The following is a 26,853-nucleotide window of genomic DNA, read 5'->3' on the forward strand; positions in this document are numbered from 1 at the left end:
GCAATCCATTCGAACACTGTCTAACCGTGGCGCGTTGCGGGAGCGCTCCCGCTGTATGCGCTGGGAGACCGCCCCCTCATCAGCCTCGGAGGATGGCCGGATACAGCACGCTCACCGGGCGTCCTCGTCGGCGCCATAGCGGCCCTGGCCGTCGTGGACACTGCCGGGTGTCCGGGTGAGGATGGTGGCGGTGAACAGGCCCCTCAGCGAGTTGAATGCGCACTGCTGGAACCGCGCCCGTGTACGCGAAGGTAGACCACCCGCCAGTGATGGGGGGTGAACGGGCAGGGTGGCGGCTCCGCGACGAGGCGTTCACCAAGGAGGTCCACGAGATCGTGGACCAGCAGAGCAAGCAGTCCACCGGTGAACTCGCCGACGCCGTCGAGCAGCAGGACGCCTCGCGCCTGTTCGACGCCCACTCGGGAGTCAACTGCTGTGCGTTCAAGGGCGATCCCGGCCGCGGTGACGTCATCGACCACCACCTCTACCACGGGCCTGCCACCCCGCCTCGGACGCCACCCGAGCGGCCGTGGACGGCGAGCAGGGCGGCTGCTCGCTCACCATCCCCGGTCACCTCGCGGATGTCGCGGGCGGCCAGGACCACGGTGACGGCCCCGCCGTGCGGTCCTGAAGGTCTACCCGGACCAGGTCAGGGACATCAACCGCAAGCTCATCGCGGCCGGCGCGGCGGCGGGGGCGCCACCGCCCGCTGACGAAGGGCGCCGTACCCCGGCACGTCTCCGCCACCTGCCCCGCGAGAGCGAACAGCGCCCTCCAGGACCCGGTACCCACCGGGCCCCGGAGGGCTGCGGGCTGCCCCGGAACGATCTGGGTCAAGGCCCTGGAGAGTGACCGGATCGAGCCCTGTGCCAACAGAAGGCAACAGATCCAGAAGTCTTGTCGGCGGTCAAGGAAAGTGAAGCAACAAATATTGACGCGCTCGACCGGTGCGCGTACCTTCCCGGCGAAGGTGCCGAGCGGCGTGAACTCCGCCGCCGCATCGGCAGGTTGGGCTCCATTCCCTCCCCACAGTGACGGGAGCACACCATGCGCAGAGCACTGACCACGGACGCGCGAAGCATCCGGCGCCTCCTCGCGAGATCATTGGTCCTCCGCCCCCTGCGGCACATGCTGTCCGCCGTGGCCGCTCTCAGCCTCGTCCTCGGCGCCCTGCTCGCCTTCCCCGCCGTCTCCGAGGCGGCCGGCTCGCTGCCGTGCGACATCTACGGCTCGGCCGGCACCCCCTGCGTCGCCGCGCACAGCACCACACGTGCCCTGCTGTCTTCCTACAACGGCCCCCTCTACCAGGTCACACGTGCCTCCGATGGGGCCCGCGCCGACATCGGACTGCTGGCCCCCGGCGGCTACGCCAACGCCGCCCAGCAGGACGTGTTCTGCCAGAACACCACGTGCCGCATGACCAAAATCTACGACCAGACCTCCCGCCACAACGACCTCACCCCCGGCCCGGCCGGGACCGCCGGTATGGGCGCCGACCGCGGCGCCGACGCCAGTGAGATCGCGGTGACCGCGGGCGGCCACAAGGTCTACGGCATCTGGATCTCGCCGGGCGTCGGCTACCGCTACACCGGCGTGGCTTCCGGCGTCGCCGTCGACGGCCGGCCCGAGGGCGCCTACATGGTGGCCTCCGGCACCCATGTAGGCGCCGACTGCTGCTTCGACTACGGCAACGCCGAAAGCACCCCCGCCGACACCGGCAACGGTCACATGGACGCCGTCTCCATCGCCACCACCTGCTACTTCGCGCCGTGCACCGGCTCGGGACCGTGGGTCGAGGCCGACCTGGAGAACGGCATGTTCCAGGGCGACAACGGCTCCAACACCGCCAACCGAGGCAACGACAGCCCCTTCGTCACCGCCGTGCTGAAGAACGACGGGCAGACCAAGTACGCCCTCAAGGGCGGCGATGCACAGACCGGCGCCCTGACCACCTGGTGGGACGGCGGGCTGCCCACCCGAGGCGGCTACAAGCCCATGCACCAGGAGGGCGGCATCATCCTGGGCACCGGCGGGGACAACAGCAACTGGAACCGGGGCACCTTCTTCGAGGGCGTCATGGTCGCCGGCTATCCGAGTGACGCCGCCGAGAACGCCGTCCAGGCCAACATCGTCTCCGTCGGCTACGCGGGCCAGACCGACGTGCCCAACGGCCCGCAGGGCACCGTCACCGGCCCCGGCGGCAAGTGCGTGGACGTCGCCGCCGACGACACCGGCATCAACGGCGCCGCCGTACAGTTGTGGGACTGCCAGACCTGGGCCGAGGACCAGCACTGGCAGCACAACGCCGACGGCTCCCTGAGCACCATCGGCCGCTGCCTGGACATCGAGGGCAACGGCACCGCCAACGGCGCCAAGGTCGAGCTGTGGGACTGCAACGGCGTCGGCGGCCAGAAGTGGGTGCAGCAGGCCGACGGCTCCCTGCGCAACCCGCAGTCCGGCCGCTGCCTGGACTCGCCGAGCGGCGCGACGGCCAACGGCACCAGGCTGCAGATCTGGGACTGCAACGGCTCGCCGGCGCAGAAGTTCTCCGTCAACGGCGGCGCCCCGGTCGCCTCACCCGGCGGCAAGTGCCTCGACGTGGCAGCCGACGACAGCGGCGGCAACGGATCGGCCGTTCAGCTCTGGGACTGCCAGTCCTACGCCGTCGACCAGCACTGGTACCACAACGCGAACGGCTCGTTGCGCTCGCTCGGCCGCTGCCTGGACATCGAGGGCAACGGCACCGCCAACGGCACCGAGGTCGAGCTGTGGGACTGCAACGGGGTCGGCGGCCAGAACTGGCAGCAACGCTCGGACGGTTCTCTGTTCAACCCCCAGTCGGGCCGCTGCCTGGACTCGCCGAACGGCGCCACAGCCAACGGCACCAGGCTGCGCATCTGGGACTGCAACGGCTCGGTGGCACAGAGGTTCACGTTGAGCTGACACAACGTCAGAACATGGGCAATCACCCGCACCCGCAACGTGTGCTGCCCGTAGGGCAGGCGCGGGCCGAGGACTGGAGCGTCTCGCCGGTGCGGGTCGCGCCGTAGCAGTCGAGACGCTGCTCGGCGCCGTCGTCGATGCCGACCGCCGCGTAGCCGTTGCCGGTGTCACGGCGGGACAGCACGGTGATCCGGGTGCCGGTGAAGGCGCACGTGGCGGTGTTCCCGGCGCGGTCGCCGCAGTGGCCGTCGCCCCAGAAGCACTGCACGCCGCAGCCGGTGCCCGAGTTCCCGGCACCGGAGACGGTGTAGGGGTTCGACAGAGGCGCGAAGTCGAGGCCGTCGTGCCGGAGGAGGCCCGGATCGAGGACGAGATCCGCCTGCGCCGTGCGGACCCCGGCCCCGGCCGGCGCGACCGGCCGGACATGGACCCGCGGGCCACCGCGGGCGGGACGCCCCCGGTGGCCCGGGGGCGCTGTGGATCGGACCGGCGTCAGCCGGTGTAGGTGTGCAGGGTCAGGCCGTACCGGTTGAGGATCTCGTTGACGGGCTGGAACCAGGTCTCGCCTCCGCCGGCGCAGTTGCCCCAGCCGCCCGAGGTGACGCCCTGTGCCTGGTCTCCGGTGATGAAGGAGCCCCCGGAGTCGCCGGGTTCGGCGCAGGCGCTCGTCTTCGTCAGCTGGTGCACCGCGCCCTGGCTGTAGTTGACGGTCTCGTTCAACGCCAGCACGGTCCCGCAGTGCCAGTGCGACGTCGATCCGGACCGGCAGACGGAGGAGCCGACGGGCGCCACGGCCGAGCCGCGCACGAGCTGGTCGGGCACCGTGCCCCAGCCCAACACCACCGGAACCGTCCACCAGCCACTGCCCACGCTCACCCAGGCGTAGTCGTTGTCCGGGAACGAGGAGCCCTGGAACGTGCCGATGTACGAGCCGTCCCAGCCGCTGACTCCAGCGCCCGGCGAGCCGCAGTGTCCGGCGGTCACGAAGCCGCCGTACACCGAAAACCCTATGGAGCAGCGGACGTTGCCCGTGTAGTACGGGTCCCCGCCGACGGTTCCCGCGGCGAAGGTGCTCGGGGCCGCGGAGACGGTCCGGACGGTGACGGGACCCGCCTCGCGGGCCCGGGACACGAAGCGCCGGACATCGTTGTCCGAACGCTCGTTCCGCACGACGTCGACGACGACCGTGTCGGCCATCGGATCGACGTGCCAGCCGCTCACCCCGGCGGGGGCGGACAGCCGGTCGATGCGTGTCTTGACCGTGTCGAGCTGCCGGGCCGTGTGCTTGGCGGTACGGATCTCGGCCCCGGCCGCCTCGATGGCATGACGTGTGCCCGGCGAGGCGTCCGAGGTGAGGGCCACCGTCAGGCGCCCCTTCGTCGCGTCGAACCAGGAGCCCGCGTAGGCGTCACCGGCCATCCGGCGCACCTTCGGATCGACGGCGGCGGCGGACCGCTCGGCCGCGATCCGCGCCTCGGCCTGTTGTCGCGTGAGGCCGAGATCCCGCTGCATGGCGGTCAGGACCCCGTCGGACGCGGGCTTTCGGGACGTCGCGCCGGTTCCGGAGGACCCGGCCCCGAAGGGCGCGGTGTATCCGCCGGGTCCAGTCGCGGTGACGGGTTGGCCGATGGGGCCGGGTGCGGTGTGGGCGCCGCTCGCCGCTGCGGGGACCGCCCCCGCCGCTCCCGAGCCGCCGAGGACCAGGAGCGCGGTCAAGACGACATGCGTAAGTTTTGTGCGTCTCATGGGACTTGCCCTTCGTCGTTCCAGAGGTGGGGTGGAACAGTCGGGTGCTGAGAGCGCTCTCATGTATGGCGAGGCAGAGCCTAGCCCGCCGGAGACCGTCAGGTCCATGCCAAGGCGCGAGGGGAATGGGAAGTTACAGAGGCCGACCTGGTTTCCTTCCACGTGCGGCCGAGACCCCGGCCCGCCGGGCCGCCCCTCACCTTCTTCCCGGGGCGGCCCGGCACCCCGCTCTCACGACACGCCCCGCACACCGAGCCCCGCACACCGAACGCCCCGCTGCACTGATTCGTCGCGCGTCGCGCCCTGCGTGCCGTGTTCCTCTCTCCCGCGGAACCCTCACGGCCTCGCCGCTCATCCCCAGCCATCGGCCGGTTGCCGGACCATCGTCGAACAGCACCGGCACACCCGATGCCGGGCCCCACTCGGCCCACCCCGGCGTGCGTCCGTCGGCCGGCCGCACCTGCCCCGAGCGCGCGGGCGCCGTCACGCCGTCGTCATCACCCCTCTCAGAGCTCCTTGCAGCGGGCCCGCGAAGGCTCGTGGGCCTGTGCTCCGGGCGCCGGCAGGGGCAGGGCGGGCTTCCGAGCGATGGTCAGCCATCGCGTTCGGCGGGCTGTGGCACCTCATCCCGCGGCGTCGGAGCCGACGGGGTGCCGGCGGTCCCGTTCCGGCCGGCGTTCCGGCCGGCGGCTGGTGTCCGAGTTCGGCGGGAGTCTGAGTGTGTCGTGGCGAACCGGGCTCGATAGTGGCCCGGTGAGACACCGAGCCGGGCCACGAAGGTGCGCCGCAGCGTCTCGGGGCTGCCGAATCCGGCCATTCGGGCGCTGGTGGCCACGCTGTGACCGGCGTCCAGCAGCGCCTTCGCGTGGTCGAGCCGTACGCGTTCGACGAACTTGGCCGGTGTCGTGCCGAGTTCGGCGTTGAACAGCCGGGTCAGATGCCGGGGACTGACACCGACGAGGACGGCCAGCGAGTCCGTACTGTGTTCGAGTGCGGGCTGCGCGGAGACCAGGTCGGTGACCGCTCTCAGCGCAGGCGTGCGGGGCACGCCCGCCTCGAGCGGTGCGGAGAACTGGGACTGCCCTCCCGGGCGCTGCATGAACACCACCAGACCGCGCGCGACCTCGCGGGCCAGATCCGCACCGTGGTCACGCTCGACCAGGCAGAGCGCAAGGTCGATACCGGCGGTGACACCGGCCGAGGTGAAGATGCCACGATCCTCGACGAAGAGGGAATCGGGCTCGACGTGCACATCTGGGTAGGCGCGTGCGAGCAGCTGGGCGTGGCGCCAGTGCGTGGTCGCGCGGTGCCCCGAGAGCAGGCCCGCGGCGGCGAGGACGAACGAGCCGGTGCAGATGGACACGAGCCTGCGGGCGCGAGCACGCGGGTGCCGCACGGCCTCGGTCAGATCGGCCGGGATCGGCTCGGTGACGAGGAGATCCCCGCCCGGTACGACGAGTGTGTCGACGTCGAGGTCCGCTGCGGCCGAGTCCACGGGCAGACGCGTGCCGATCGAGGTGCGTACCGGCGTGCCGGACGGCGACGCATAACACAGCGAGTAGCGGGCACCGAGGGTGTTGGCCTCGGCGAACACCTCCGCGGGGCCCGAGACGTCGAGCATCTTCACGCCGTCGAACACGAGGAAGGCAACACGGTGGACCGCCATGCGGTTGACGGCTCTTTTCCTTGGTCGACACCAGGACATCCATCGCCCGGCCGGAGGCCGCCGGGCGAAGGCGTCAGGTCACTCGGGCCGGGCCTCAGGTCACTCGGGCCACGCGTTCGTCTGGATGATCCGCACGAAGTCCTTGCGCTGGAAGCCGGGGTCGAAGTGCGCGAGGACGTCGTCGTTCATGGTGCCGAAGGTGGTGTCGGGCCGGTCGGCCATGCCGTCGTAGAAGGCCTGGAGGATGCGGTTCTTGAAATCCGGTCGCGGGTGGGCGGCCGTGACCTCCGCACGCTGCTCCGGGGTGATCTGCTCCAGCTCCAGACCCAGGACGTCGGTCTCGACGCCGAGCGTCACCACGGAGACCTCGGGAGCGAGGTGGAGGGGAACCTCCGGCGTGGTGTGAAGCGCGATCGCCAACCAGACGTTGCGCGCCTCCTCCTCGCTTCGGCCGTGGTCGCGCAGGAAGGCGTACGCCGCCTCGGCCCCGTCGAGCTCGAAGCGGCGGTCCTTCGTGCGGTAGTCGTCCGTCAGCCCGAGGTCGTGGAAGAGGCCGCCGACGTAGGCGAGCTCGGGGTCCACCTCGATGTTCCGGGCGGCGCTCTTGAGCATGCCCCAGAGGAACACGCGGCGGGAGTGGTGGAACAGCGTGTCGTCGGCGGACTGGCGCACCAGCTCGGTGGCCTCGCGGACCAGGGCGGTGTCCGGGACCGTGATCCCGGCGATCGTTTCGGACACTGTGCCTCCAAAAGGGAATGGTCGAGATTTCTGTCGCTTTCGACTCACCTCCACGGTCTCTGATCGATGCCGTGACGAGAAGTGTCCGAACGGACGTGTGTCCCACGGATCCGGACACGCGTCGGCGGGTGGCGCCGGCCGACCGGCCGCAGCCGGGCCGCCGTGGTCGGGCCCGCCATGAGGTCCGGCTCGCCGAGACCCTGCTCACCCCGGCCGAGCGGGCCGCGCGGGCCGAGCAGGCCCCGACCGCGCTGGAGAAGTGGAACGGCTACGCGCCCGCCGCGGTCGAGGAGCAGGACCTCGACAGCGACCTCGACCGCCGCCTGGCCCGGGCGGCGGCACGGTGAGCGACGCCCTGCACGTCGTCGTGGACGACACCGCGATGGCCGCGGCCGGCCAGGGCAACGTCCTCGCTTCCCGTCTCCTCCACCGCGCTGGCCGTAACCCGGAGATGCCGGAGGGCGGGGTGTGTCGGGGGTGGTCCGTGGTCTGGTGCCGGGTTGTGGGGTGTGTCGGCAGGCTCGGGTGTGGCCCCGTCTAGCACGGCTGGGTTCCTGGGGTCCGCAGCGACGCGCCGTGGTTACGGGGGTGAGGAGACGTCAGGATGTCACCTGGAAAGCCTAATAATATGTCAATCTGCTTTTTTCACAGTTAATGTGACGTCCTGTCAGCTGATGGTGAAAGGCCGAAGAATACCCTGTTCGGAGCTGGATCCCTGATCTCCGATATGCCCGTCGTGTCGGTTGTGGGTAGTTTCATTCACGAGCCGGCTGACGGGCCGGCGTCTCTCTGTGCGACAGGAGATCGTGAGATGAAGCTTCGTTCGACCGTGGTCACCGCCGCTGTGTCGGCTGCCGCCGCTCTGGCCGCGACCGGCATCACCTACGCCTCGGCCGCTTCCGCTTCGGTGGCCCAGGAGGCCCCGGCCGCTGTTGCCGCCGTGACCGGCGGCAATGGCAACGGCAACGGCAACAGCAAGGGCAACGAGGGCGGCAACAGCAAGGGCAACGAGGGCGGCAACAGCAAGGGCAACGAGGGCCGTGGCAACGAGGGCCGTGGCAACAACGACAGGGACGAGGACAACGAGGGGCGGGGCGAGGACGAGGGCCGTATCCAGGTCAACGAGCGGTCCTACTCCGCGCGTCCCGGTGACTGCATCACGGTGGTCAGCGGTCTGGGCGCGGAGACCCTGAACGTCCGCAACGAAAGCCGCAAGTCCGTCGAGGTCTTCCGCGGGGCCGTCTGCGACAACGGTGCTCCCATCGCCACCGTCGGCCCGCACAGCTCCAGCTACGGCGTGGAGCCGGGCTGCACCGAGGGCATCGACATCGAAGACGGTGTGGTGGCCAGCTTCCGGGTCATCAAGCGTCACCACGACGAGTACTAGGCCGCGGCCGACCGCTCACTGTGGAGCCCCGGCCCGCCGGAATCGGGCCGGGGTCCCATTTTGACCCATGTGCGTGGCGGTCACCCCCCCTGCGGCCCTGCCGGTTTCGGATGCCGGGGGAGCGGCAGCCGGTGTCCGCACGGCCGCCCATTGCCTTCCCTGGCCGTCCCACCTGCGGTTTTGTGTCCGCCGGTGTGTTCTCAGTCCGCTGCCTGCGGCTGTCTGCCGGGCGCGCTTTCCCGGCCCGCGAACGGGTGAGGAGTGAGATGAGCATCCGTCTGGTGGAAGACGTGAGCGACGACACCTACGTCCTGGACGGCCTCGCCGTCAGGCTGACCCCGGCGCTGCCCTGGCTGGGGCACCGGGCCTGCTGGGAGATGAACGGCCACCTCAAAGAGCCCGTCGACCTGACCCGGGTCACCTGCAACGTGATCATGAAATACGGGCCCGTGAAGATGCTCGAGACAAACCACAGACTGCCCGACCTGCTCGCCAGCCTGGGCGCACGGCTCTCGGGCGACCTCAGGCCGGCTGCCGGACCGTGGCAGCAGACATGGAACCTCCAGCTCCCCGAAGCGGTTCCGGTGGCCGAGCTCCGCATCCTGCTGCGCGCTCGCACGGACAGCGGACAGAACTTCCTCGCCCTGGACATCGCCCTGGACTTCAGTCACAGGTTCCGCCCCGCCCCGGCGGGCAGCAGAGCAGGCGCACGCGTGCTGCAAGGCTCTCAGCGGCGCTGACGTCCCACCAGTTCCGCGCGAACTCGATCTCGGGAGGTGGTGTTGGGCTGCTCGTCGCCGGTCGGCCAGTAGGAACGTGCCGCTCACATGTCCTTTTCGGGATCTACCAGCGTTCACCCGCCTCCACGGCGAGCTGGTCGCCGAGCAAGCTCCCGTCACCTACGGCATGGTCCGCGTGCATGCCTGCCTCGCCCAGCTGCCGGTAGCGGCCTGCCCAGCGGGCGGCGGTGGCGTGGCTGACCTGGAAGCGTTCCGCGGCCCGCCGCAGCGGCCAGCCGTCGTCCACGACACACCGGGCCAGACGCAGCCTCCCGGTCGGGGTCAGCGGGGCGTCACGGTGGGACACGAGGGCCTCCTGGACGTCGGTGCAGACTTCGCAATCCACACCGAACCCAGAAGGCCCTCACCTGTTCAAGCACCCAGCACGCGTGTCACCAACGTCCCCGGACAGCACACCTCATATGTCGTCCGCCGCCCCGCGAACGTGGGGACCCCCTTACGCGCATGCGACGGAGGCTGCTTCTGCGACGGCACCGGGGCCCGCCCTGATCCACCGGCGCGTGCGCAGTATCCTGGCGTGTGTGACGTCGAGAGGTGGACACCCTTTGCGCTCGGGCAATGACATGCGGTGCGGATGCGAGCGCTGACAGAGGGACAACGGCCTTCGGCACCCGGCTTTCAGTACCGCGGCTCTGGGGGACAGTAGCTCGATGAACGACCTCGGCCAATTGTCGCGTCCTGCGTCCGGGCGGTTGATCGGGCGGGACGAGGACCTGGAGTTCGTACGCTCCCACTTCAGCGGTTCAACCCACGGTGCGGCCCTGTTGCTGTCAGGGGAGGCGGGCATCGGGAAGACCGCGATCCTCGACGCCGTGGCGGCGCAGGCAGCAGCCGACGGCGTGCGCGTCCTGCGGGTGAGCGGGGTGCAGTTCGAGACGGACATCAGCTACGCGGGTCTCAACCAGCTGTTCGTCCCTTTGTTCGAATCGTTCGATCTGCTGGACAGGGGCCACCGGGACGCCCTCAAGGTCGCCGTGGGCATCGGCAGCGGTCCGCCCCCCGAGCGGCTGCTCACCGCCACTGCCGCCCTGCTGTTGCTGCGCAGGGTCGCCCGCGACACCCCGCTCCTGATCGTCGTCGACGACCTGCCCTGGCTGGACCGGCCGACCACCTTCGTCCTCGGTTTCATCGCGCGGCGTCTCGTCGGCAGCCGCGTCAGCTTCCTCGCGGCCTCGCGCGTCACCTCCGACAGCTTCTTCGAGGCGAGCGGGCTGACCGAGCACCACCTCCAGCCGCTCGACGCCGCGGCATCGGCCGCGCTCCTCGCCCAGGAGCACCCGGGCCTCTCTCACGAGATACGGCGGCGCATCGCCGCGGAGGCACGCGGCAATCCGCTCGCACTGGTGGAACTGCCCACCGCCCTCGACCGCGAACAGCGCACGGCGCCGGCGGCGGTGCCTTCGGTCCTGCCGCTGAGCGAACGCCTCCAGAGCCTGTTCACCTCGCGGGTGGCCGATCTGCCCGGCCCCACCCGTGAACTGCTGCTGATCGCGGCGCTCGAAGGCACCGGTGAGCTCGCGGTCATAGAGGCCGCGGCCGGGGGCCGCGAGGCCGCCGACCTCCTGGAGCCCGCGGAACGCGATCGGCTGGTGGCGGTCTCTGCCAGCTCCCGGAGGATGTCGTTCCGGCACCCCCTGATCGGATCCGCGGTGGTGGCCCAGGCCAGTGCCGCCGACCGCCGCAGGGCCCACCAGGCACTCGCCGCGGTCCTCGTCGACCAGCCCGAACGCAGGGCCGGCCACCTCGGCGAAGCGACGACGGGGCGGGACGAGACCGTCGCCGAACTGCTGGAGCAGGCGGCCCGCCTGCGCCTGGGGCGAGGCGACGCGCTGGGCGCGGTGGCGGCCCTCACCCGTGCCGCGGGGCTCAGCGTCTCACCGGCCGACGAGAGCCGACGGCTGGCGGAGGCCGCCTACATCGGCACCGACGCGGGCGGCGACCTGGCGGACGCCTCCCGTCTGCTGGTCGGCGCCCGCCGCGCCGACCCGGCCGTCCGGGAGGGCTCCCTGCACGCCGCGGCGGCCTCCGCCTTGCTGCTCATCAACCAGGACGGGGACGTCAACACCGCCCACCGGCTGCTGGTCGGTGCGATCGAGGCCGGCGGACACGGCTACGACGCCGCCGACGAGGCCCTGGTCGAAGCGCTGTTCACCCTGATCACGCTGTGCTGGTACAGCGGTGACCCGGAGAAGTGGGCGCCGCTGTTCCGGGCCCTGGACCGGATGACGCCCGCCCCGCCCGATCTGCTGTGGGCGTGCGCCCAGACCTTCGCCGATCCGGCCCGCACCGGCTACCGAGGACTGGACGTCCTCGACGAGCAGCTCGCCGACCTGGGCGACGCGACACACGTCGTACGGGTCAGCACCTGCGCCGTCTACCCGGACCGGCTGGCGGACGTACGGGAGGTGTCCCTCCGCCTGGTCGAGCAGGCCCGCGCGGGCGCCGCACCCGTCCGCAGACACCTCTCCGCCCTGATCCACCTCGGCCTGGACGACTATTACAAGGGCCGCTGGGACGAGGCCATGCGCCTGACTGGCGAAGGGCTCGCGCTGTGCAAGGAGTACGGCTACCCGTTCTTCTCCTGCAAGTTCCAGTTCGTGCAGGCGCTGGTGGCCGGGGCACGCGGTGACGTGGAAGCCTGCGAGGCACTCTGCGAGGAGATCATCGCCTGGGCCGTCCCTCGCGGAGCCCATGGCGCCCGCGCGCTGGCCTTCCACGCGAGGAGCCTGGCCGCGGTCGGCAACGGGGACTTCGAGACCGCCTTCCGGCAGGCCACCGCCGTCAGCCCGCTCACGCCCCTCGCCCCGTATCTGCCCCATGCCATGGCCGGGGCCCTGGACCTGGTGGAGGCCGCGCTCAGGTCAGGACGGGCCGCCGAGGCCGCCACCCACACGACGGCCCTGCGGGAGTCCGCGATGGCGCGGCTCTCTCCGCGCCTGCACATGTTCGTGCTGGCGTGCGAGGCGCTGACGTCGGCCAGCGACGATGCCCAGGAGCTGTTCCAGCAGGCCCTGTCCCTCGCCGACCCCGAGGACTGGCCCTTCGACGTCGCGCGGGTACGTCTGCTGTACGGCGAACGCCTCCGGCGCCGACGCGCGACCAAGGAGGCGCGCGAGCAACTGACCCTGGCGAGCAGGGCGTTCGAGAAGCTGGGGGCAGCGCCCTGGCTGGCGCGCGCCAAGTCCGAACTGCGCGCGAGCGGCGTCGCGGTCCCGGCCGACACGGGAGGCAGAGGAACCCTGACGGCCCAGGAGTTCGAGATCGCCACACTGGCAGCGAGCGGGCTGACCAACAAACAGATCGCGGAGCGCCTCTTCCTGTCGCACCGGACGATCGGCACACACCTCTACCAGATCTACCCCAAACTGAACATCACCTCCCGGACGGCCCTGCGCGATGCCCTTACCGCTCTCGACCGGTAGACAACGGAATGTGCGGGGCACACCGTCCGCTCGAGTACGGCCGGCTCCCCCTCGCCGTGGTGAGCGGCAGCCCCGCCCTCGACTCGCTGGGCAGCGACGCCTGAGACCGGGGTCCGGTGCGGACGTCGCAGTGAGAGCCTCGGCACCGTGCTTCAGGTCAGCCACCCTGCACCCACTGCTGCTCGCGCCCTGGCCACCGGCGCATCTGGGGCGTGTTGTGAAGGTTTGGGGGGCACGGCGTCCACGAAATTGTGGGGTGGCCATGGATGTTGACCACGTCATGACTCAAGGACCAGCGCCTCGCTCACTGTCCGACGAAGCCCTCTCCAACCTGCTTGGCAAGCAACAGTTCGGCACGCTCGCCACCGTCAAGCGCAGTGGCCACCCCCACCTGACCACCATGCTGTACAGCTGGGACTCCGAGGCCCGCATTGTGCGGTTCTCGACGACGGCCGACCGCATCAAGGTCGGGCACCTGCGGCGCGACCCGCGTGCGGCGCTGCATGTGCAGGGCGGTGACGTGTGGTCGTTCGCCGTTGCCGAAGGCGAGGCCGAGGTCTCCGAGATCACGACGGTTCCTGGCGATGCGGTTGGCCGGGAGCTGCTCGGGATGATTCCTCAGGCCGCGAAGCCGGAGAATGAAGATGCGTTTCTGGAACAGTTGGTCGCCGAGCGCCGAGTGGTCATCCGGTTGAAGGTGGACCGGCTGTACGGAACAGCGCTCGACATCAGCGGCTAGGTGTATTCGGCCAAGAGGTTGGTGACACGCGTGCTGGGTGCTTGAACAGGTGAGGGCCTTCTGGGTTCGGTGTGGATGGTGAAGTCTGCACCGACGTCCAGGAGGCCCTCGTGTCCCACCGTGACGCCCCGCTGACCCCGACCGGGAGGCTGCGTCTGGCCCGGTGTGTCGTGGGCGACGGCTGGCCGCTGCGGCGGGCCGCGGAACGCTTCCAGGTCAGCCACACCACCGCCGCCCGCTGGGCAGGCCGCCGTTCCAGACGTCCGGCCTGGTGACGACGGCGAAGACGACGAGGCCGCACCGGCCGGGGCGGGTGGCCCCGGCCCGCTGGAGGCCGCCGCGGTCACCTTCGCCAACGGCGGCGACAACATCGGCGTCTACGTGCCCGTCTTCGCCACCGCCGGCATCGGCGGGATGACCGGCTACTCCGTGATCTTTTTCGTGCTCGTGGCGGTGTGGTGCTTCGCCGGGTCCTTCGCCACGCGCCCCGTCATCGCCAAGGCCCTCGCCCGCTGGGGCCACGTCCTGCTGCCCCTCGTAGCTGTTCACCATCGGGCTGCTCATCCTCGTTGAGGGCGGCGCTTTCGGCCTGTGACACGGCCGCCGCGGGCTGAGGCGGCTCTGTTCACGCCTGGGCCAGGACCTGTGCCCTGGCTGCTGCGGTCATCAGCGGTCAGTGTCCGCTGATGGCGAGTTCGTAGTCGCCGATCAGGTCGCCGAGCAGGGTTCCGGCGGTCAGGTCGCTGGGCAGGTGGCCGGCCATGTAGAGGCGGGAGTAGAGGACCTCGGCCCGCATCCACTCGTAGTCCTCGGCCCGGTGCGGGGAGAGGGCGGAGAGGAAGGTGACGGCGGCGGCAGAACGGGCCGCGTGTCGGGAGGGGTAGGAGTACGGGCCCTTCGCCCCGGGTTTGATGTGCTTGTCGGGGCGCAGGCTCGGGTCCAGGACGAAGGGGGCCGGCTGCTTGTCCTTGGCCGCCAGTTGGTCGCTGATGGTCTTGGCCAGCTTCAGAGCTGCCTTGAGCCCGGCCTTCTCGGCGGTGCCCTGCGCGGCGGGGATCAGTGCGCGCTGGTCGTGGAGGTAGAGCTTCCAGATGTCCTTCTTGCCGTAGAGCTCCAGCCAGGTCGCTGCCTTCTTGCCTGCCGCCGTGCGGGTCTTGGCGAGTGACTGGACTTGGCGGAGTTCCGCGGTGCGCTCCTTGGCCGATGGCGGTGCCGGGATCTGCTGCGCCGCCCAGGCGGCGAACGCCTTGTCGTCGCGGGTGGTGCCGTGCGCCTTCTTCCACTGCGCGAAGAGAGTGTCCGCCTTCTTGCGCTGGGCCGAGGCTGCGTTGCCGATCGTGGCGATCTGGGCGTCGGTGAAGAGCGCGGGCGGGGGGTTACGCTTGATCAGTCCCGTCGCTCCGGGCTTCTTCTTCGCGGAGCTGGAGGTGTCGGCCGAGACAAGCTGTGGTCGCAGCAGGCCGACGGAGACGGCCGCGACGGCAAGCAGCGCGATCAAGGCGTACGGCCATTTGATGCCGCGCAGGGCGTTCATGCGGCGGGGATCCTTTCGTAGAACGGCTGCGTACGCGCCTCGGCGGTGAAGTGGGTGCGGGCGAGGCGGCGTACGTCGTTGTCGGGCAGACCGGGAGTGAGCAGGGACTGGCCGACGATGTATTTGCTGAGGGAGACGGGTCGGGCGCCGAGGCTGAGCAGCAGCCGGTCGCCGGTAGCGAGTTGGGTGCCGCCCTTGGTCTCGACGAGCACGTGGCCGGGATCGAGCGCGGCGGTGCGGTCGCCCTGGTGGCAGGTGAGGGCGCCGTCGAGGGTGACGCGGGTGCCGTGGTCCAAGTCGGCGAGGGTGGCGCGCACGTAGCGGATCTCTGCGGCGGGGGCCAGCTCCCTGGCCGTGACGGGAATGCCGGACCCCTCCAACACGTCGTCGACGAACTCGGCGGCCTGCGCATCGAGTGCGCCGTACGCGGTGGCCGGGACCCTGAGGGCGTGCTTGACCGTGGCGCCGCGGCCGTCCTTGGTCTTCACCTCCACCCGGCACAGCCCGTCCTCCACGTACAGGCGGGTGCGGACCTTCCAGCGGTGGCGCCGGCCCTGGACGTGAGCGCGCCAGGCACCGAGCTGCTCGGTGTCGAAATACATGCTGAGGTAGCCGGTCGTACGACGTCCGGACAGGTCGAGGACGTGGTGGCTGTCGGCGAGCCGGGCGACCAGGTCGCGGGCGCGGTCGAGCGGGATCAGGTACTTGCGGTCGGTACGGTGCTGCAGGGCCGCGGCGGCGTCGACCTCGGCCAGCGTCGCACCTCGCAGGGCCGTCAGGCCCAGTCCTGCTGCGAACGAGAACGCTGAGGTCATGACACTGTCACCGGCTCGCGCGGTTCGGCGTCCGGGGCGGCCGTCGGCTCGCCGGGCTCGGCGGGGTAGCGGGCGGAGACCCGGGTGGTCTCGCGGACGTAGTCGACCTCGTCCACGACCACGGACAGGGGTGCCTGGCCGAAGCGGAGCGCCACGTCGTGGGCGATGAGCGCGGGCTCCGGGTAGATGCGGTCGAGGGTGAGCTTGACGGTGCGGGTCGGCGGCTCGTAGGACTTCGGGTCATCGACGAGCAGCACAGCCAGCAGCACCACGGCGTCCAGGACGACGACCAGCCAGATCTGCCGGTGCGGCAGCCCTGTGCACAGGGCGATGACCAAGGTCACGAAGGTGTAGGCGACGTCGCGTAGGGTGAAGGCCGCGCTGCGCAGCCGGACCAGGGAGAGGATGCCGAACAGGCCGAAGCCGACCCCGGCCGGGAACTTTCCGGAGCTGATCGTGCTCATCGCGGCGAACAGGCCGATGTTCAGCGCGGCCAGCACCAGGGGCATCGCCGGTGCGCTGGGGCGGCGGCGGTAGAGCCAGCCGACCAGGACCAGCAGCCCGATGACGTCGAGACCGCCGCGGGTCATCAGCTCGGTGGGCGCTATGTGGTCGGTGATGCCCTTGGCGGCGAGCACCAACGTGTGCATGTCTGTCCCTTCCGTCCCGGCGCGTCGGACGGCGGACCGGTCGCGGTCCGCGGAGCACCGCGACATGAACGACGCTAGAGATGCCGCATGAACAGACCATGAAGGCTCCCCGGTGCCCGTCATCCGGGCGTCGGCGCGAGCGGATAGCCTGGCCGGCATGCACTACCTGGTCGTCGACGACGAACGACGCCTCACGGACCTGGTCGTCCACTACCTCACGGAGTCCGGCCACACCGCCGAGGGCCGCTACGACGGGCCCACCGGTCTCGCCGCCGCACGCGATCCCCGCCTGGACGCCGTGCTCCTGGACGTGATGCTGCCCGGCGTGGACGGCCTTCAGGTGTGCCGGACGCTGCGCGGCGAGGGCATCGACGTCCCGGTGATCCTGCTCACCGCGCGCGGCGCGATCGACGAACGCGTGGCCGGCCTTGACGCGGGCGCCGACGACTACATGGTCAAGCCGTTCGCCATGGAAGAGCTGCTGGCTCGGCTGCGCGCGATCTCCCGGCGACGTCCCGACACCGCCGGCCGCCTCCAGGTCGGCGACCTCGTCCTCGACCCTGAGCAACAGCGGGCCTGGCGGGCGGATGCCGAACTCGACCTGTCCCGGCGGGAGTTCGACGTCCTGCGGGTGCTCATGGAGAACGCCGGGCGCGTGGTCACCCGCCTGCAGTTGCTCGATGAGGTCTGGGACGGCGAGACCGACCTGCGCAGCAACGCCATCGACGTCCACGTCTCCAAGGTGCGTGCCAAGGTCGACCGGGCCTTCGACCGTACGACGATCACCACGCTGCGCGGGCGCGGCTACCGTCTGGAAACCACCCCGTGACGGCGACCGGCCGGCCGCGGGCCTGGTTGTGGCGGCTGCCCGTCGTCACGCGCCTCGTGCTGGCCGTCGCCATCACCATGTCGCTGGTCCTGACCGGCGCGGCGGGGCTCGTCTACTGGCGGGTCAAGACGGCCCTGGACCAGCAGCTGAACAACGACCTGACCACCTACCAACACAGTCTCGACCAAGCCGTGCGCGCCGAAGCGCAGCTCCCTCCCGGCCCCAGCGGCAGCCTCCAGCAGGTCCTGGACGCGCACGGCGGCATCCTGCGCTCCAGCGATGCCCTGCGCCGGCAGCCGCTGCTCACGTCCGCTGAGCTTCGTGCCGTCACGCGTGGCGCCACCGTCCGGCGTGACGTGGGCTCCCTGCTGCCGATCACCGCGGATACGTTGCGTCTGCAGGCGAAGCGGGTCAGCGCCGACGGACGGCCCCGGATTGTGATCGCCGCGGTGCGGCGCGGCCACCGCGACGAGGCGCTGCGCGAACTCCTCGCCCAGCTCGCCCTCGCTTCCGGCCTCACCCTGATCGCCGCCTCCTACGTCGGCTATCGCACCGCCCGTGCCGCTCTGCGCCCGGTCGAGCGGTACCGCAGTGGGGCCGCCATGCTGGCCGACGGCACGCAGCATCTGCGTCTGGACGTGCCCGGCGACCGGGACGACGAGATCACCCGCCTCGGCCACACCCTCAACCACATGCTCGACCGCCTGGAGGCGTCCGCCGAACGCGAGCGCCGGTTCGTCGCGGACGCCAGTCACGAACTGCGCACCCCGCTCACCCTGATCCGCGCCGAACTCGACGTCGCCCTGCATCGCCCCCGCTCCGCCGGCGAACTCACCGACACCCTGCGTTCCATGGACACCGAGGTGCAGCGTCTGATCGACCTGTCCAACGCGCTGCTGGACCTGGAGGAACTCGGCAGCACCGATCACCTCACCCGGGCGCCCGTCCGCCTGGCCGACCTCGTCGACACCGCGCTCGCCGCGCACCGGCGCAGCGCCGAACGGGCCGGCCGCGACCTGAGCGTCGAGGCGGCCGATGTGACCATCGACGTCGACGCCCGGTGGCTGGGGCCGGCCATCGGCAACCTGGTCGACAACGCCCTTCGCCATGGCCACGGGACCATCCGCCTCACGGCCGCTGTCCACGGGGGCAGGCTGCGGCTGTGCGTCACGGACGAGGGGAGCGGCTTCCCGGCGGAGTTCCTGCCCCGGGCCTTCGACCGGTTCGCCCGCGCCGAAGCGAGCCGCACCGGCGAGGGATCCGGTCTCGGACTCGCCTTCGTGCAGGCGGTGGCCACCGCCCACGGCGGCACCGCACACGCCGCCAACACCGGGCACGGCACCGCCATCACCCTCGACCTGCCCTGCTGAACAGCGCGCCGATCCGGCCCGCGCTCCGGCGACGTACCGCGGGCACATGGCCCCGCCCCTCCCAGGCCCGCTGGCCCACCTGGCCCCGCTGCTCGGCCACCACGGCTACTGGGCCGTCGCCGAGGACAACGTCGGCTATCTGACCGGCCGCAGTGGCGGAAGCGCCTTCGTCCACCGCTGGGGCCGCTACGTGGTTCCTGACCCCCGAACGCTTCCACGCGGCGGAGGAGTTCTTCACCCGCAACGGCGGCAAGATCGTCACCGTCGCCCGCTTCATCGCCAGGTCAACGGCATCATTCGCGGGCACCAGCGGCATGCCCTGGCGCCGCTTCCTGGCCTTCAACGCCCTCGGTGCCGCGCTCTGGGTCGGCCCGTGGACGGCTCCGGCCTACCAGGCCGGCACTCACATCACGGCCATCTACGACGAGGTCACCGCTACCAGCTCTACGCGCTCATCGCCCTGGGCATCCTCGCCGCCGCGTTCATCGGCCGGCGCCTGCTGAGGCGCCACGCCCAGAACTGACGCAGGACATCCGTCAGTTCGCGCTTCCTTGTTCCGCCGGGGGCAGCTCCGACGCCGGGCGACGGTGCACGAACGCGACCACGGCTCCCACCCCGATCACAGCTGCGAGCACCCCGAAGCCATACGTGAGCGTCGCCAGCGAGGCGAATGCGGCGACGAGGAGGGGGCCGCCCGCGTCGCCGAGTTCCCGGCCGAGTTCGGCTGCGCCCATGGTCTGACCCAGGCGCTCCCGGGGTGTCGAGGAGGCCAGTGCCGCGAAACCGAGCGGCGTGATCAGCCCCGTACCGACGCCGATCAGGGCGGCGCCGGCGAGGATGCCGGTCAGGCCCGGCAGCATCGCGCAGGCCAGACCGGCGGCGGTGACCAGCAGACCCGTGGCAAGGCCCGAACCGGTGGTCAGGCGCCCGGCGTCCAGCGCGCGCCCGGCCCGCGGCTGGACCACGGCTGCGCATGCGGCGAGCACGGACACCGCTGCACCGGTGGCGACCGGGCCCAGCCCGGCAACGCGGCCCGAGACCGGGAGGAATCCGACCCCGACCGACAAGGCCGCGGTCGCCGCCGCGAGGGTGGCGGTCGGGGCGAGGAAGGCCGGGTCGGCCAGCCGCCGGGCCAGGTCCAGGACCGTCTGCCGGGCCTTGGGCAGCGGAGGTACGACGGGAACAGCGCGCGCAGCCCACACGGCGACCGCAGCGCCGAGCACCGCGAGGACGGCGAACAGCAGCCGCAGGCCCCCGGCCCACACCACCAGGCCGCCGAGCAGCGGGCCCAGCGTGTAGCCGATGGACTTGTAGAAGCCGTAGCTGCCGAAAGCGCGGCCGTGCTTGGCGGCCGGGTTGAGGCGGGCGACCAGGGCGGAGGCGGAGGGGGAGAACGCGGAGGCCGCGGCGCCCTGGCCGAGGCGGGCGGCCCACAGCCAGCCCGGGCTGTCCGCGATCACGTACAGCGCCGATGCCGCGGCGAAGGTCACAAGGCCGCCGAGCAGGACCGGGCGGGCGCCGACGCGGTCGGCGAGGGTGCCGAAGACGGGTTTGAGGAGCACCTCGGCGCCGTCGTACAGAGCGAGCAGCCCGCCTAGGACGAGCAGGGAGGTGACCGCGCCCTCGGTGTCGCCGCCGAGGCTGGCGGCGATGCCGTGCGCGCCGAAGGCGGTGGTGAACCCGGCCGCATACAGCGGCCACATCTGCCGCGCCGGGGCCGGCTGCGCGGTCACCGCTGCGCCTCCGAAGTCTGGTGGAGGGCGGCGAAGACCCGCTCGGCGTAGTCCTCGCAGGCCGCCGCGCATTCCTTGAGCCGCCGTCCGGCCTCGGCCGCCTCCGGTGCGCCGAACACGTCCCGCGCGGTCAGGTCGCGGTGCCAGCGCCGCAGCCGCTCCAGCGACTGCTCCTCTTCCTCCAGCTCGGCCAGGGTGAACTTGGCGATACGGATCTCCTTGGCCAGCTCCTGCTCGAACTTGCCGCAGTCGGCGAGAAACTCCTGCCAGTCCTCGGAGCGGGCCGCGGTGAACAGGGCCTGGAAGCGGGAGGCGTCCTGCTCGCTGCGTCCGGCGGCGTTCAGGGTCACGGCCTGCCCGCCGGCCTGTTCGGTCAGTGTGATCGCCCGGGTGATGCCGTCGGCGAAGAGGGGCACGTCCGGGACGGCCCAGATCCCCTGACCCAGGGAGAGCGCGCCGGCCTTGCGCAATTCCCGCCAGACCGCGACGCGATGCCGCGACGGCTCCGCGGGGAGTTTGATCACGAGGACGAGCCAGCGGCTGCCCGGTTCAGTGTTCGGCACAATCATGAATGTAGCAAGTGTTACATCCGCTGTTGTGTCGGTGGATGGTCAGGCGTTGAGTACCCCGGTGGCCAGGAGTCCCAGCAGGCCCACTCCGACGACGATCCGGTAGACGACGAACGCGTTGAAGGAGTGCCGGACGACGCACTTCAGCAGCCAGGCGATGGAGGCGTAGGCGACCACGAAGGAGACGGCCGTGCCCACGGCGAGCGGGGCGATGCCGACCCCGGCTCCCACGGCGTCCTCGAGCTCGTGCAGGCCGGCACCGGTCAGGGCGGGGATGCCGAGGAAGAACGACAGCCGGGTAGCGGCCACGCGGTCGAGGTCGAGGATGAGCGCGGCGGACATGGTGGCACCGGAGCGGGAGAAGCCGGGGAAGAGCAGGGCGAGGATCTGGGAGCAGCCCACCAGCATGGCGTCCTTGAAGGTGGTGTCGTCCTCGCCGCGCTTGTGCCGGCCCCTCTGGTCGGCGGCACGTGGTGATGGAGGACGAAGCCCCCGGCGCCTACGCCCTGCCCGGCCTGCCCGGACGCGTCATTCCACCGGCATGCTGCACACCTTGGACGGCGCTGAACAGAAGATCCTGCTCGCCCACGAGCGCGCCCACCTGAGCGCCCACCACTAGGCCTTCGTCGCCCTCGCCCAACTCGGCGCCGCCGCCAATCCCCTCCTGCGCCCCCTGGCGACCGCCGTCACCTACACCATCGAACGCTGGGCCGACGGGAACGCGGCCACCGCCGCCGGCGACCGCACACGGGTCGCCCGCACCGCCGGCAAGGCTGCCCTCGCGGCCCACCGCGCCCCGGCCCCCGCACGTGTCGCGGGCGCAGCCCTCGGCATCCTCGGCCGCCGCGGCCCGCTCGCCTCCGCCGGCCCCGTACCCCGCCGGGTCGCCGCGCTCCTGGCGCCGCCCCTCGGACGCCACCCCGCCCTCACCGCGGCAACCGCAGCCATTCTGGCCGCCGCCACGCTCGCGACCGCCGAGGCCGCCCACGACCTCCACCTTCTACCGCGCACCGTCGGCGCCTGGCAGTGACGCCCGCCGTACGCCGCTACGACTGATGCCGACTGACTGCGGCCGAACCGGGACCTGAGCGAGCGTGAGGCTGGGGTCGCTGGCCATGCGATTGGCCGCGGTATGCCGCAGGTTACGCAGCACCGGTTCATGGGCTGCGGTAGGCCGGCCTGATCGAGGTAGGCCGCCAGGACCACCAGGGCCTGCTCCCACGTACGGGCGCGCCCGCGACGCCTCAGTCGTCTGGGAGCTTGCCCGGCCCTGAACTGGACCTCCTCCTGGCGAACGGAGAGGGAAAGCACCTGGAGTGCAAACGGGATGTCCAGGTAGTCGGCATGATCCGGGACAGCCTGGAGCCGGTGCCGTCCTACGAGACACGCGTGATCGACCACACGGGAAAGAAGGTCCTCGCCATCGAAGTCGCCGGCGGCAACACGGTGCTTGCGCGCCACCATGAGAATGCCGCGGGATTCCAGCAGGCTCCGACCGTCACAAGGTTCTGAGAACCACCACACGGGCCACGGCGCATGTCGACCGCACCCGGTGCGTCGACATGCGCTCACCAGTCGTCGGGGCGCTGCCCACCCACGCGATCGGCTGAGCGAGACTCCGCTGTCTGTCGACTGGGATACCGATAAAACGCTCACGCAGGGTGGTCCGGCGGCTGTGAGCGCGGTCTCCTGCTGCGGGCCGGAGACCGAGCAGCTGGCCATGATCAGGCGGTGTCCGGCGTGGCGCGGTCGCCCAGCGACGGTCCCGCCGTGTCTGGCCGTCCCCGCTGGTCAGGTGCGCACCACCCTCCGGGGGACTCGCATACGGCCTGCCCCAGGGCCAGTACCGCTTCGGACAGCTCCGCGGGCAGGGAGGCCGGCCGGGCGGGCGGCGGAACGCCGGGCAGCAGCTTTCCCCAGAGCGGCCCCCGGGGGAGCGGCTGTTCCGGCGCCGCACCGCGGCCTGGCGCGCCGGCCCGATCGGCGACAGCGCCAAGACGGCCGGACACCGTCCGGGCCTCCCGCACCACCCGACCCCAGCACGTGTGAGGCGGAGTGTGTGTTCCCGGGCCACTGGGGAACGGATTGTCATATGTGTCCGGCGAGGCGCATCCCGTCACCTGGGCCGCCGGTGAAAGGGCGATCGCGGCGCCACGGAGGGCCACCTCCGCCCGGGCTGTCGTCAGGGCCGCCAGGACGCTGCCGGCCAGCTCCTGGCCGGACATCTCCTTGAACCGGTTCGTGGGAAAGCGGACTGCCGACGTCCGCCCGTCGGCGCACACGGTGGCCTCCACCACGCCGTCCGCGGACGACGCCGTCACCGACAGCGTCCGCAACTCCTCCTCGGCCCGGGCCACGGCGTCGTACCGCCGGGCGAAGTCGGCAAGGACCTCTTCCACGCTGTCTCCCGGAGATGTGTCCACCCTTCCGCTCCTCCTGTGTTGGTGCAGCGACTCGGCGTCGGCGTGCTACTAGAGACACACGAGGGTGTCGGCAGTCATGGTTCACGCCGCCGGACCACCGTCTCCACACGACCGTCACGATCCGGCCGTCAGGTGTTCGCACTTCGCAGCGGCAGCACGGCGGCACCAGCACAGCAGCTGTCCGATATGCCCGTCTGCATTGTCCGACACGCCCGTCTGAGCGCAGCGCACATGTGTGAGACCGGATCCGGTCCTTCAAACGCAGGACGACGGAGCGCGCGGAACGACAGAGCACGGCAGAACGACGCGGCCCCGTACGGCTCGAGGCGCCCTGAGGCGTGGCCGCGGAGCCGTCTTCCGGTCAGCGGTCGACGCGGTGTGCGAACGTCCGCAGCGTCGAGCAGAGTTGCCGGCGGAACGTCTCGCCACCGGGGAGGAGACCCATGTCCTCGACGAGGGACGGCAGCAGATGTCTCTCGGCGATGATCCACTCCGCGGCTTCCGCCTGCCCGTGGAACTGCTGCGGCCGTACCCCGGGGCGCGGGGGCGGCAGGATCAGGGCCCTGCGGTGCGGGGCGAGCAGCGCGGTGGCGGCGTCGGCGCTGTACAGATAGTGCTCGACCATCCTGGCGCGTGCCGCGGAGCGCACGGTGGCCGGATCGCGCCGGGAGCTGAGTTCCGCGGCGAAACAGCGCAGCAGTCCGTGACACGTGTACCGGCCCGGTACGAGCTCGGCGAGCAGGTGGTGGTCCGTGAGCTCGGCGATGTCCGCCTGCGTGTCCCGCACGTCGGTGCCGGCCAGGCTGGCGGCGGCCGGTGCGGTGATGTCGCGCGCCGGGTGCAGACTGAGCAGTCTGAACAGTGACGCGGCGCTGGGGCTCAGCGCTTCGTAGGAGGCCGTGAAGGCACTCCTGACATCGGTGCGGACATCCCCCGTGGACAGGGCCGTGAGGCTGCTCCGGCCGTCCTGCAGCTGCGCGGCGAGCGAGGCGAGGGAGAACGCCGGTTGCAGCAGCGCCCGGGTGCCGGCGACGGCCAGCGTCAGCGGCAGTCCGCCGCACACCTCCACGATCTCCTCGGCCGCGGCACGCTCGCCCCTGAGCCGGTCCGCGCCCAGGCGGCGTTCGAGCAGTTCGAGGCTTTCCCGCCGGGTCATGGGGTCGAGCGTGACGATCCGGGCGTTGTCCGTCACGGCCAGCCCCTCCAACCGCCGACGGCTGGTGACGATCGTCAGACACCCGGGTGTGGTGGGCAGCAGGGGGCGGACCTGTTCGCTGTCGCGGGCGTCGTCCAGGACGAGGAGCAGACGGCGCCCGGCCAGGGCCCTGCGGTACGCGGAGCCCAGCGCGGCGGTGCCCGGCTGGGCGGGAACCGTCTCGGCGCCCAGCGCTTCGAGCACCGTGCGCATGGCGTCGCCGGGGTCGAGAGGCGCTTGCGAGGCGTGGTGGCCCCGGAGATCCACGTAGACCTGTCCGCTGGGACAGCGTGCCGCCGCCAGGTGGGCGACGTGGACGGCCAGGGTTGTCTTGCCCACTCCCGCCATGCCGCAGATCGCGGCGGTGATGGCCTGGGCCGGGCTCTCCCCCTCCAGGGGGAGCAGTTCAAGGAGCCGGTCGAGCGACGCGCGCCGGCCGACGAAGGACGAGCAGTCCGGGGGTAGTTGGGACGGCACCGGCGCGGCCGGGACGGGGTCCGCCGGCCCGTTCACCGGCGCGGTGACCCTGCGTTGCAACAGGTGCTGCTGGGCGGCCCGCAGTGCGGGGCCGGGGTCGACGCCCAGTTCGTCGGCCAGACGGCGGCGGATGCGGTCGAACTGCCGCAGGGCCTCGGCCTGCCGCCCGGTGGCGGCCAGGGCGGCGATCACCCGGGCGTGCACGGCTTCGTCGAAGGGATGGCCGTCCAACGCCTGGCGCAGTGCGGTGAGCAGGTCCTCCGTCAGCGCGGGCGCCGCGGTCAGGACGACGTCGGACGCCTCCTTGACCGCCGTGACGAACTCGTGCCCGACCGCCGTGAACACCGGATGCCGGCACACGAGGCTGCCGTCCGCGACGACGGGCGCGCGCCAGAGCCGCAGGGCCTCGACGAAGCGGTGGGCGGCCCGCGCGGGGTCGCCGGCCCTGGCCGCGAGCCGCGCCTGCGTGCAGAGGTCACGGAAGTGCAGGAGATCGGAGTTCGAGGCGTCGACCAGCAACCGGTAACCGTCGGCGGCGCGCACGAGGTGCCTGGCGTCGGACCGGCTGCGCAGCCGGGGTTCCAGCGTTCTCCGCAGGGCACCGATGTGCCGGTGCACCACATTGGCCGCGCTGGCCGGCGGCTCGTCGTCCCACAGGACGTCGATCGCCTCGCTCAGTGTCAGGGGGCCGGGCGCGCGCAGCACGAGCAGGGCGAAGAGGGCCAGCCTCTTGGGAGGGCCCAGGTCGAGTTCGTCGGTCCCGCGCACCGCGCGCACGGGGCCGAGGATCTCGTAGCGCACTACCGCGTCCGTCTCCCGTCCGGCCTCCCCGCCGCAGACGGCCTTCGCCTCATCCGTCTGTATCGCCACCCGGCCGCTCTTGACGTTGCCTATCGGAAAGAAGAGATCAGGGTCCTCGCCTCGGCAAAGCGCCCGTTCGCGCCAGTCCATGGAACACCTCCTGGGTGAGGGGCGGATACGGTCTCGGGGGGTGGCTCGTTATCTGGGAGTGCAAAGACGCGGCTGGGCGGTACACCCGCCGCTCGTCACTTGAAAGGACCGAGCGGTCGATGTGTATGTGACATCAAACGGTGCCGGGCTTGCGTTTCCGAAGGCCCGTGAGTATTCCACCGATGGATGCAAGGCGCTCCCCGCGAAAGCGACCTGGGCAAGGCACGACGTTCCATCCCGGAGGCCGGCGCCGCATGGGTCATCCGGGGGGCGGCCCGCGTCCCCGCCGCGGACCGCAGCCGCCTCACGACCGTCGCGGTCGTCCGACACCGGGTTCCCGGGCGACCCGTCATGAACGAGTGCGGTTCCAGGAGCGCAGTTTCGTCGGAACCGATGTCATACGTCACGTACTGCTCGCATGGTGGGCCGGAAAGGAAAGTAGAGGATTGTTCGGGTTTGAGTGGTCAAGTAAAAACACATATCTTTGACCTGTCAAATAGATGCGGGTCGGTGCACCCGCCATACCGAGCCGCAGCCCGCCGACGCGGCGATGCCCGCGGTGCATGACGGCGATGTGACCGGCGTGTCCGCTTGCTCCTCCGGGCGTCTGCGGTGACGTGGGTCGGGGTGGGGGTGGCCGCGTCCGGCCGGAGGAGAGGAAGCCGAGATGAACCGACTGCTGGACGGCCTGGGGGTCTCGCTGCCGGTCCTCGCCGCCCCGATGGCGGGCGGGTCCGGTACCCCCGCGGTGGTGACGGCGGCGGCCCGTGTGGGCGCAATGGGTTTCCTCGCGGCCGGCTACAGGACCGCGCAGGCGCTCGCGGAGCAGATCGACGCCGTCCGGGCCGAGGACGTCCCCTTCGGCG

The 26,853-nt window shown here is 71.3% G+C and carries 24 protein-coding genes and 4 pseudogenes; 13 read left to right on the forward strand and 15 right to left on the reverse strand.

The window, feature by feature from the left end; all coding sequences use genetic code 11:
• Nucleotides 1–203: 203 nt before the first annotated feature.
• Entirely contained in the window at nucleotides 204–491 is a 288-nt protein-coding gene (locus ACZ5DC_RS26370) for a hypothetical protein (RefSeq protein ID WP_468656647.1), read from the reverse strand.
• 637 nt (nucleotides 492–1,128) lie between these two features.
• Here ACZ5DC_RS26370 and ACZ5DC_RS26375 point away from each other — a divergent pair.
• Nucleotides 1,129–2,943, forward strand: coding sequence for an arabinofuranosidase catalytic domain-containing protein (locus ACZ5DC_RS26375; protein ID WP_468656719.1), 1,815 nt, complete (start codon nucleotides 1,129–1,131; stop codon nucleotides 2,941–2,943).
• A 23-nt stretch (nucleotides 2,944–2,966) separates the two neighbouring features.
• Here the strand turns inward: ACZ5DC_RS26375 and ACZ5DC_RS26380 are convergent.
• From ACZ5DC_RS26380 to ACZ5DC_RS26395, 4 genes and pseudogenes are all read right to left on the reverse strand, one after another.
• Nucleotides 2,967–3,262 (reverse strand): annotated as a pseudogene (locus ACZ5DC_RS26380) (hydrolase); the annotation flags it as partial.
• 173 nt (nucleotides 3,263–3,435) lie between these two features.
• Entirely contained in the window at nucleotides 3,436–4,689 is a 1,254-nt protein-coding gene (locus ACZ5DC_RS26385; RefSeq protein ID WP_468656649.1) for a S1 family peptidase, read from the reverse strand.
• Nucleotides 4,690–5,281: 592 nt separating this feature from the next.
• Nucleotides 5,282–6,355, reverse strand: coding sequence for a GlxA family transcriptional regulator (locus ACZ5DC_RS26390; protein WP_468656651.1), 1,074 nt, complete (start codon nucleotides 6,353–6,355; stop codon nucleotides 5,282–5,284).
• A 99-nt stretch (nucleotides 6,356–6,454) separates the two neighbouring features.
• Entirely contained in the window at nucleotides 6,455–7,093 is a 639-nt protein-coding gene (locus ACZ5DC_RS26395) for an HD domain-containing protein (protein WP_468656653.1), read from the reverse strand.
• 128 nt (nucleotides 7,094–7,221) lie between these two features.
• On the opposite strand from ACZ5DC_RS26395, the gene ACZ5DC_RS26400 reads away from it, so the two are divergent.
• The 3 genes from ACZ5DC_RS26400 to ACZ5DC_RS26410 all read left to right on the forward strand — a co-directional run bounded on the left by ACZ5DC_RS26400 (nucleotide 7,222) and on the right by ACZ5DC_RS26410 (nucleotide 9,220).
• Complete coding sequence (locus ACZ5DC_RS26400; protein WP_468656655.1) at nucleotides 7,222–7,440, forward strand: hypothetical protein; 219 nt, start codon at nucleotides 7,222–7,224, stop codon at nucleotides 7,438–7,440.
• Nucleotides 7,441–7,904: 464 nt separating this feature from the next.
• The gene (locus tag ACZ5DC_RS26405; RefSeq protein ID WP_468656657.1) at nucleotides 7,905–8,480 is read left to right on the forward strand and encodes a hypothetical protein; all 576 of its coding nucleotides are present in this window, start codon (nucleotides 7,905–7,907) and stop codon (nucleotides 8,478–8,480) included.
• 266 nt (nucleotides 8,481–8,746) lie between these two features.
• Nucleotides 8,747–9,220, forward strand: coding sequence for a hypothetical protein (locus ACZ5DC_RS26410; protein ID WP_468656659.1), 474 nt, complete (start codon nucleotides 8,747–8,749; stop codon nucleotides 9,218–9,220).
• Nucleotides 9,221–9,398: 178 nt separating this feature from the next.
• Here the strand turns inward: ACZ5DC_RS26410 and ACZ5DC_RS26415 are convergent.
• Nucleotides 9,399–9,566, reverse strand: a pseudogene (locus ACZ5DC_RS26415) (helix-turn-helix domain-containing protein); the annotation flags it as partial.
• A 364-nt stretch (nucleotides 9,567–9,930) separates the two neighbouring features.
• Between ACZ5DC_RS26415 and ACZ5DC_RS26420 the strand changes: the two are divergent.
• The 4 genes and pseudogenes from ACZ5DC_RS26420 to ACZ5DC_RS26435 all read left to right on the forward strand — a co-directional run bounded on the left by ACZ5DC_RS26420 (nucleotide 9,931) and on the right by ACZ5DC_RS26435 (nucleotide 14,014).
• Nucleotides 9,931–12,702 (forward strand): AAA family ATPase, encoded by a 2,772-nt coding sequence (locus ACZ5DC_RS26420; RefSeq protein WP_468656661.1) that lies wholly within the window; start codon nucleotides 9,931–9,933, stop codon nucleotides 12,700–12,702.
• A gap of 280 nt (nucleotides 12,703–12,982) precedes the next feature.
• Nucleotides 12,983–13,441: a PPOX class F420-dependent oxidoreductase gene (locus ACZ5DC_RS26425; RefSeq protein ID WP_468656721.1), complete on the forward strand. Its 459-nt coding sequence runs from the start codon at nucleotides 12,983–12,985 to the stop codon at nucleotides 13,439–13,441.
• A gap of 110 nt (nucleotides 13,442–13,551) precedes the next feature.
• Nucleotides 13,552–13,692 (forward strand): annotated as a pseudogene (locus ACZ5DC_RS26430) (IS481 family transposase); the annotation flags it as partial.
• Between the two features lie 130 nt (nucleotides 13,693–13,822).
• Nucleotides 13,823–14,014, forward strand: coding sequence for a hypothetical protein (locus ACZ5DC_RS26435; protein ID WP_468656663.1), 192 nt, complete (start codon nucleotides 13,823–13,825; stop codon nucleotides 14,012–14,014).
• 100 nt (nucleotides 14,015–14,114) lie between these two features.
• Here the strand turns inward: ACZ5DC_RS26435 and ACZ5DC_RS26440 are convergent, their stop codons facing one another.
• The 3 genes from ACZ5DC_RS26440 to ACZ5DC_RS26450 are packed head-to-tail and all read right to left on the reverse strand — an operon-like array spanning nucleotide 14,115 to nucleotide 16,440.
• Entirely contained in the window at nucleotides 14,115–14,975 is an 861-nt protein-coding gene (locus tag ACZ5DC_RS26440) for a phosphatase PAP2 family protein (RefSeq protein WP_468656665.1), read from the reverse strand.
• Entirely contained in the window at nucleotides 14,972–15,790 is an 819-nt protein-coding gene (locus ACZ5DC_RS26445) for a polyphosphate polymerase domain-containing protein (RefSeq protein WP_468656667.1), read from the reverse strand. Before ACZ5DC_RS26445 ends, ACZ5DC_RS26440 begins: the two co-directional genes overlap by 4 nt.
• Nucleotides 15,787–16,440, reverse strand: a complete 654-nt coding sequence (locus ACZ5DC_RS26450) for a DUF4956 domain-containing protein (protein WP_468656669.1) — start codon at nucleotides 16,438–16,440, stop codon at nucleotides 15,787–15,789. The genes ACZ5DC_RS26445 and ACZ5DC_RS26450 overlap by 4 nt, the downstream gene beginning before the upstream one ends.
• A 157-nt stretch (nucleotides 16,441–16,597) precedes the next feature.
• On the opposite strand from ACZ5DC_RS26450, the gene ACZ5DC_RS26455 reads away from it, so the two are divergent.
• The 3 genes from ACZ5DC_RS26455 to ACZ5DC_RS26465 all read left to right on the forward strand — a co-directional run bounded on the left by ACZ5DC_RS26455 (nucleotide 16,598) and on the right by ACZ5DC_RS26465 (nucleotide 19,142).
• Nucleotides 16,598–17,269, forward strand: a complete 672-nt coding sequence (locus tag ACZ5DC_RS26455; protein WP_468656671.1) for a response regulator transcription factor — start codon at nucleotides 16,598–16,600, stop codon at nucleotides 17,267–17,269.
• Nucleotides 17,266–18,639, forward strand: coding sequence for a sensor histidine kinase (locus ACZ5DC_RS26460; RefSeq protein WP_468656673.1), 1,374 nt, complete (start codon nucleotides 17,266–17,268; stop codon nucleotides 18,637–18,639). Before ACZ5DC_RS26455 ends, ACZ5DC_RS26460 begins: the two co-directional genes overlap by 4 nt.
• A gap of 152 nt (nucleotides 18,640–18,791) precedes the next feature.
• A complete protein-coding gene (locus ACZ5DC_RS26465; RefSeq protein WP_468656675.1) occupies nucleotides 18,792–19,142 on the forward strand; it encodes a DedA family protein in 351 nt (116 codons plus the stop codon).
• A 33-nt stretch (nucleotides 19,143–19,175) separates the two neighbouring features.
• Here the strand turns inward: ACZ5DC_RS26465 and ACZ5DC_RS26470 are convergent, their stop codons facing one another.
• From ACZ5DC_RS26470 to ACZ5DC_RS26485, 4 genes and pseudogenes are all read right to left on the reverse strand, one after another.
• Entirely contained in the window at nucleotides 19,176–20,342 is a 1,167-nt protein-coding gene (locus ACZ5DC_RS26470) for an MFS transporter (protein ID WP_468656723.1), read from the reverse strand.
• A 26-nt stretch (nucleotides 20,343–20,368) separates the two neighbouring features.
• The gene (locus ACZ5DC_RS26475) at nucleotides 20,369–20,941 is read right to left on the reverse strand and encodes a Chromate resistance protein ChrB (RefSeq protein WP_468656677.1); all 573 of its coding nucleotides are present in this window, start codon (nucleotides 20,939–20,941) and stop codon (nucleotides 20,369–20,371) included.
• Nucleotides 20,942–20,983: 42 nt separating this feature from the next.
• A pseudogene (locus ACZ5DC_RS26480) lies at nucleotides 20,984–21,409 on the reverse strand (undecaprenyl-diphosphate phosphatase); the annotation flags it as partial.
• A gap of 31 nt (nucleotides 21,410–21,440) precedes the next feature.
• Nucleotides 21,441–21,929: a hypothetical protein gene (locus tag ACZ5DC_RS26485; RefSeq protein ID WP_468656679.1), complete on the reverse strand. Its 489-nt coding sequence runs from the start codon at nucleotides 21,927–21,929 to the stop codon at nucleotides 21,441–21,443.
• 356 nt (nucleotides 21,930–22,285) lie between these two features.
• Here ACZ5DC_RS26485 and ACZ5DC_RS26490 point away from each other — a divergent pair, with 356 nt between their 5' ends.
• On the forward strand, nucleotides 22,286–22,453 hold the full coding sequence (locus ACZ5DC_RS26490) for a hypothetical protein (protein ID WP_468656681.1): 168 nt from the start codon (nucleotides 22,286–22,288) through the stop codon (nucleotides 22,451–22,453).
• A 212-nt stretch (nucleotides 22,454–22,665) separates the two neighbouring features.
• Here ACZ5DC_RS26490 and ACZ5DC_RS26495 read toward each other — a convergent pair whose 3' ends face one another.
• Nucleotides 22,666–23,364 (reverse strand): YbaB/EbfC family nucleoid-associated protein, encoded by a 699-nt coding sequence (locus ACZ5DC_RS26495; RefSeq protein WP_468656683.1) that lies wholly within the window; start codon nucleotides 23,362–23,364, stop codon nucleotides 22,666–22,668.
• A gap of 361 nt (nucleotides 23,365–23,725) precedes the next feature.
• A complete protein-coding gene (locus ACZ5DC_RS26500) occupies nucleotides 23,726–25,987 on the reverse strand; it encodes a BTAD domain-containing putative transcriptional regulator (protein ID WP_468656685.1) in 2,262 nt (753 codons plus the stop codon).
• A gap of 667 nt (nucleotides 25,988–26,654) precedes the next feature.
• Here ACZ5DC_RS26500 and ACZ5DC_RS26505 point away from each other — a divergent pair.
• A partial coding sequence (locus ACZ5DC_RS26505) for a nitronate monooxygenase (protein ID WP_468656687.1) occupies nucleotides 26,655–26,853 on the forward strand: 199 nt, incomplete at its 3' end.

Source organism: Streptomyces sp. NPDC031445, from assembly GCF_055581365.1.

Excerpts from the sequence above, each read along its gene's own strand:
- ACZ5DC_RS26385 (WP_468656649.1), bottom strand. The coding sequence starts at position 4,689 with ATGAGACGCACAAAACTTACGCATGTCGTCTTGACCGCGCTCCTGGTC.
- ACZ5DC_RS26425 (WP_468656721.1), top strand. The coding sequence starts at position 12,983 with ATGACTCAAGGACCAGCGCCTCGCTCACTGTCCGACGAAGCCCTCTCC.
- ACZ5DC_RS26475 (WP_468656677.1), bottom strand. The coding sequence starts at position 20,941 with ATGATTGTGCCGAACACTGAACCGGGCAGCCGCTGGCTCGTCCTCGTG.
- ACZ5DC_RS26440 (WP_468656665.1), bottom strand. The coding sequence starts at position 14,975 with ATGAACGCCCTGCGCGGCATCAAATGGCCGTACGCCTTGATCGCGCTG.
- ACZ5DC_RS26445 (WP_468656667.1), bottom strand. The coding sequence starts at position 15,790 with ATGACCTCAGCGTTCTCGTTCGCAGCAGGACTGGGCCTGACGGCCCTG.
- ACZ5DC_RS26455 (WP_468656671.1), top strand. The coding sequence starts at position 16,598 with ATGCACTACCTGGTCGTCGACGACGAACGACGCCTCACGGACCTGGTC.
- ACZ5DC_RS26470 (WP_468656723.1), bottom strand. The coding sequence starts at position 20,342 with ATGTGGCCGCTGTATGCGGCCGGGTTCACCACCGCCTTCGGCGCGCAC.
- ACZ5DC_RS26490 (WP_468656681.1), top strand. The coding sequence starts at position 22,286 with ATGATCCGGGACAGCCTGGAGCCGGTGCCGTCCTACGAGACACGCGTG.
- ACZ5DC_RS26390 (WP_468656651.1), bottom strand. The coding sequence starts at position 6,355 with ATGGCGGTCCACCGTGTTGCCTTCCTCGTGTTCGACGGCGTGAAGATG.
- ACZ5DC_RS26405 (WP_468656657.1), top strand. The coding sequence starts at position 7,905 with ATGAAGCTTCGTTCGACCGTGGTCACCGCCGCTGTGTCGGCTGCCGCC.
- ACZ5DC_RS26410 (WP_468656659.1), top strand. The coding sequence starts at position 8,747 with ATGAGCATCCGTCTGGTGGAAGACGTGAGCGACGACACCTACGTCCTG.
- ACZ5DC_RS26375 (WP_468656719.1), top strand. The coding sequence starts at position 1,129 with ATGCTGTCCGCCGTGGCCGCTCTCAGCCTCGTCCTCGGCGCCCTGCTC.
- ACZ5DC_RS26500 (WP_468656685.1), bottom strand. The coding sequence starts at position 25,987 with ATGGACTGGCGCGAACGGGCGCTTTGCCGAGGCGAGGACCCTGATCTC.
- ACZ5DC_RS26450 (WP_468656669.1), bottom strand. The coding sequence starts at position 16,440 with ATGCACACGTTGGTGCTCGCCGCCAAGGGCATCACCGACCACATAGCG.
- ACZ5DC_RS26420 (WP_468656661.1), top strand. The coding sequence starts at position 9,931 with ATGAACGACCTCGGCCAATTGTCGCGTCCTGCGTCCGGGCGGTTGATC.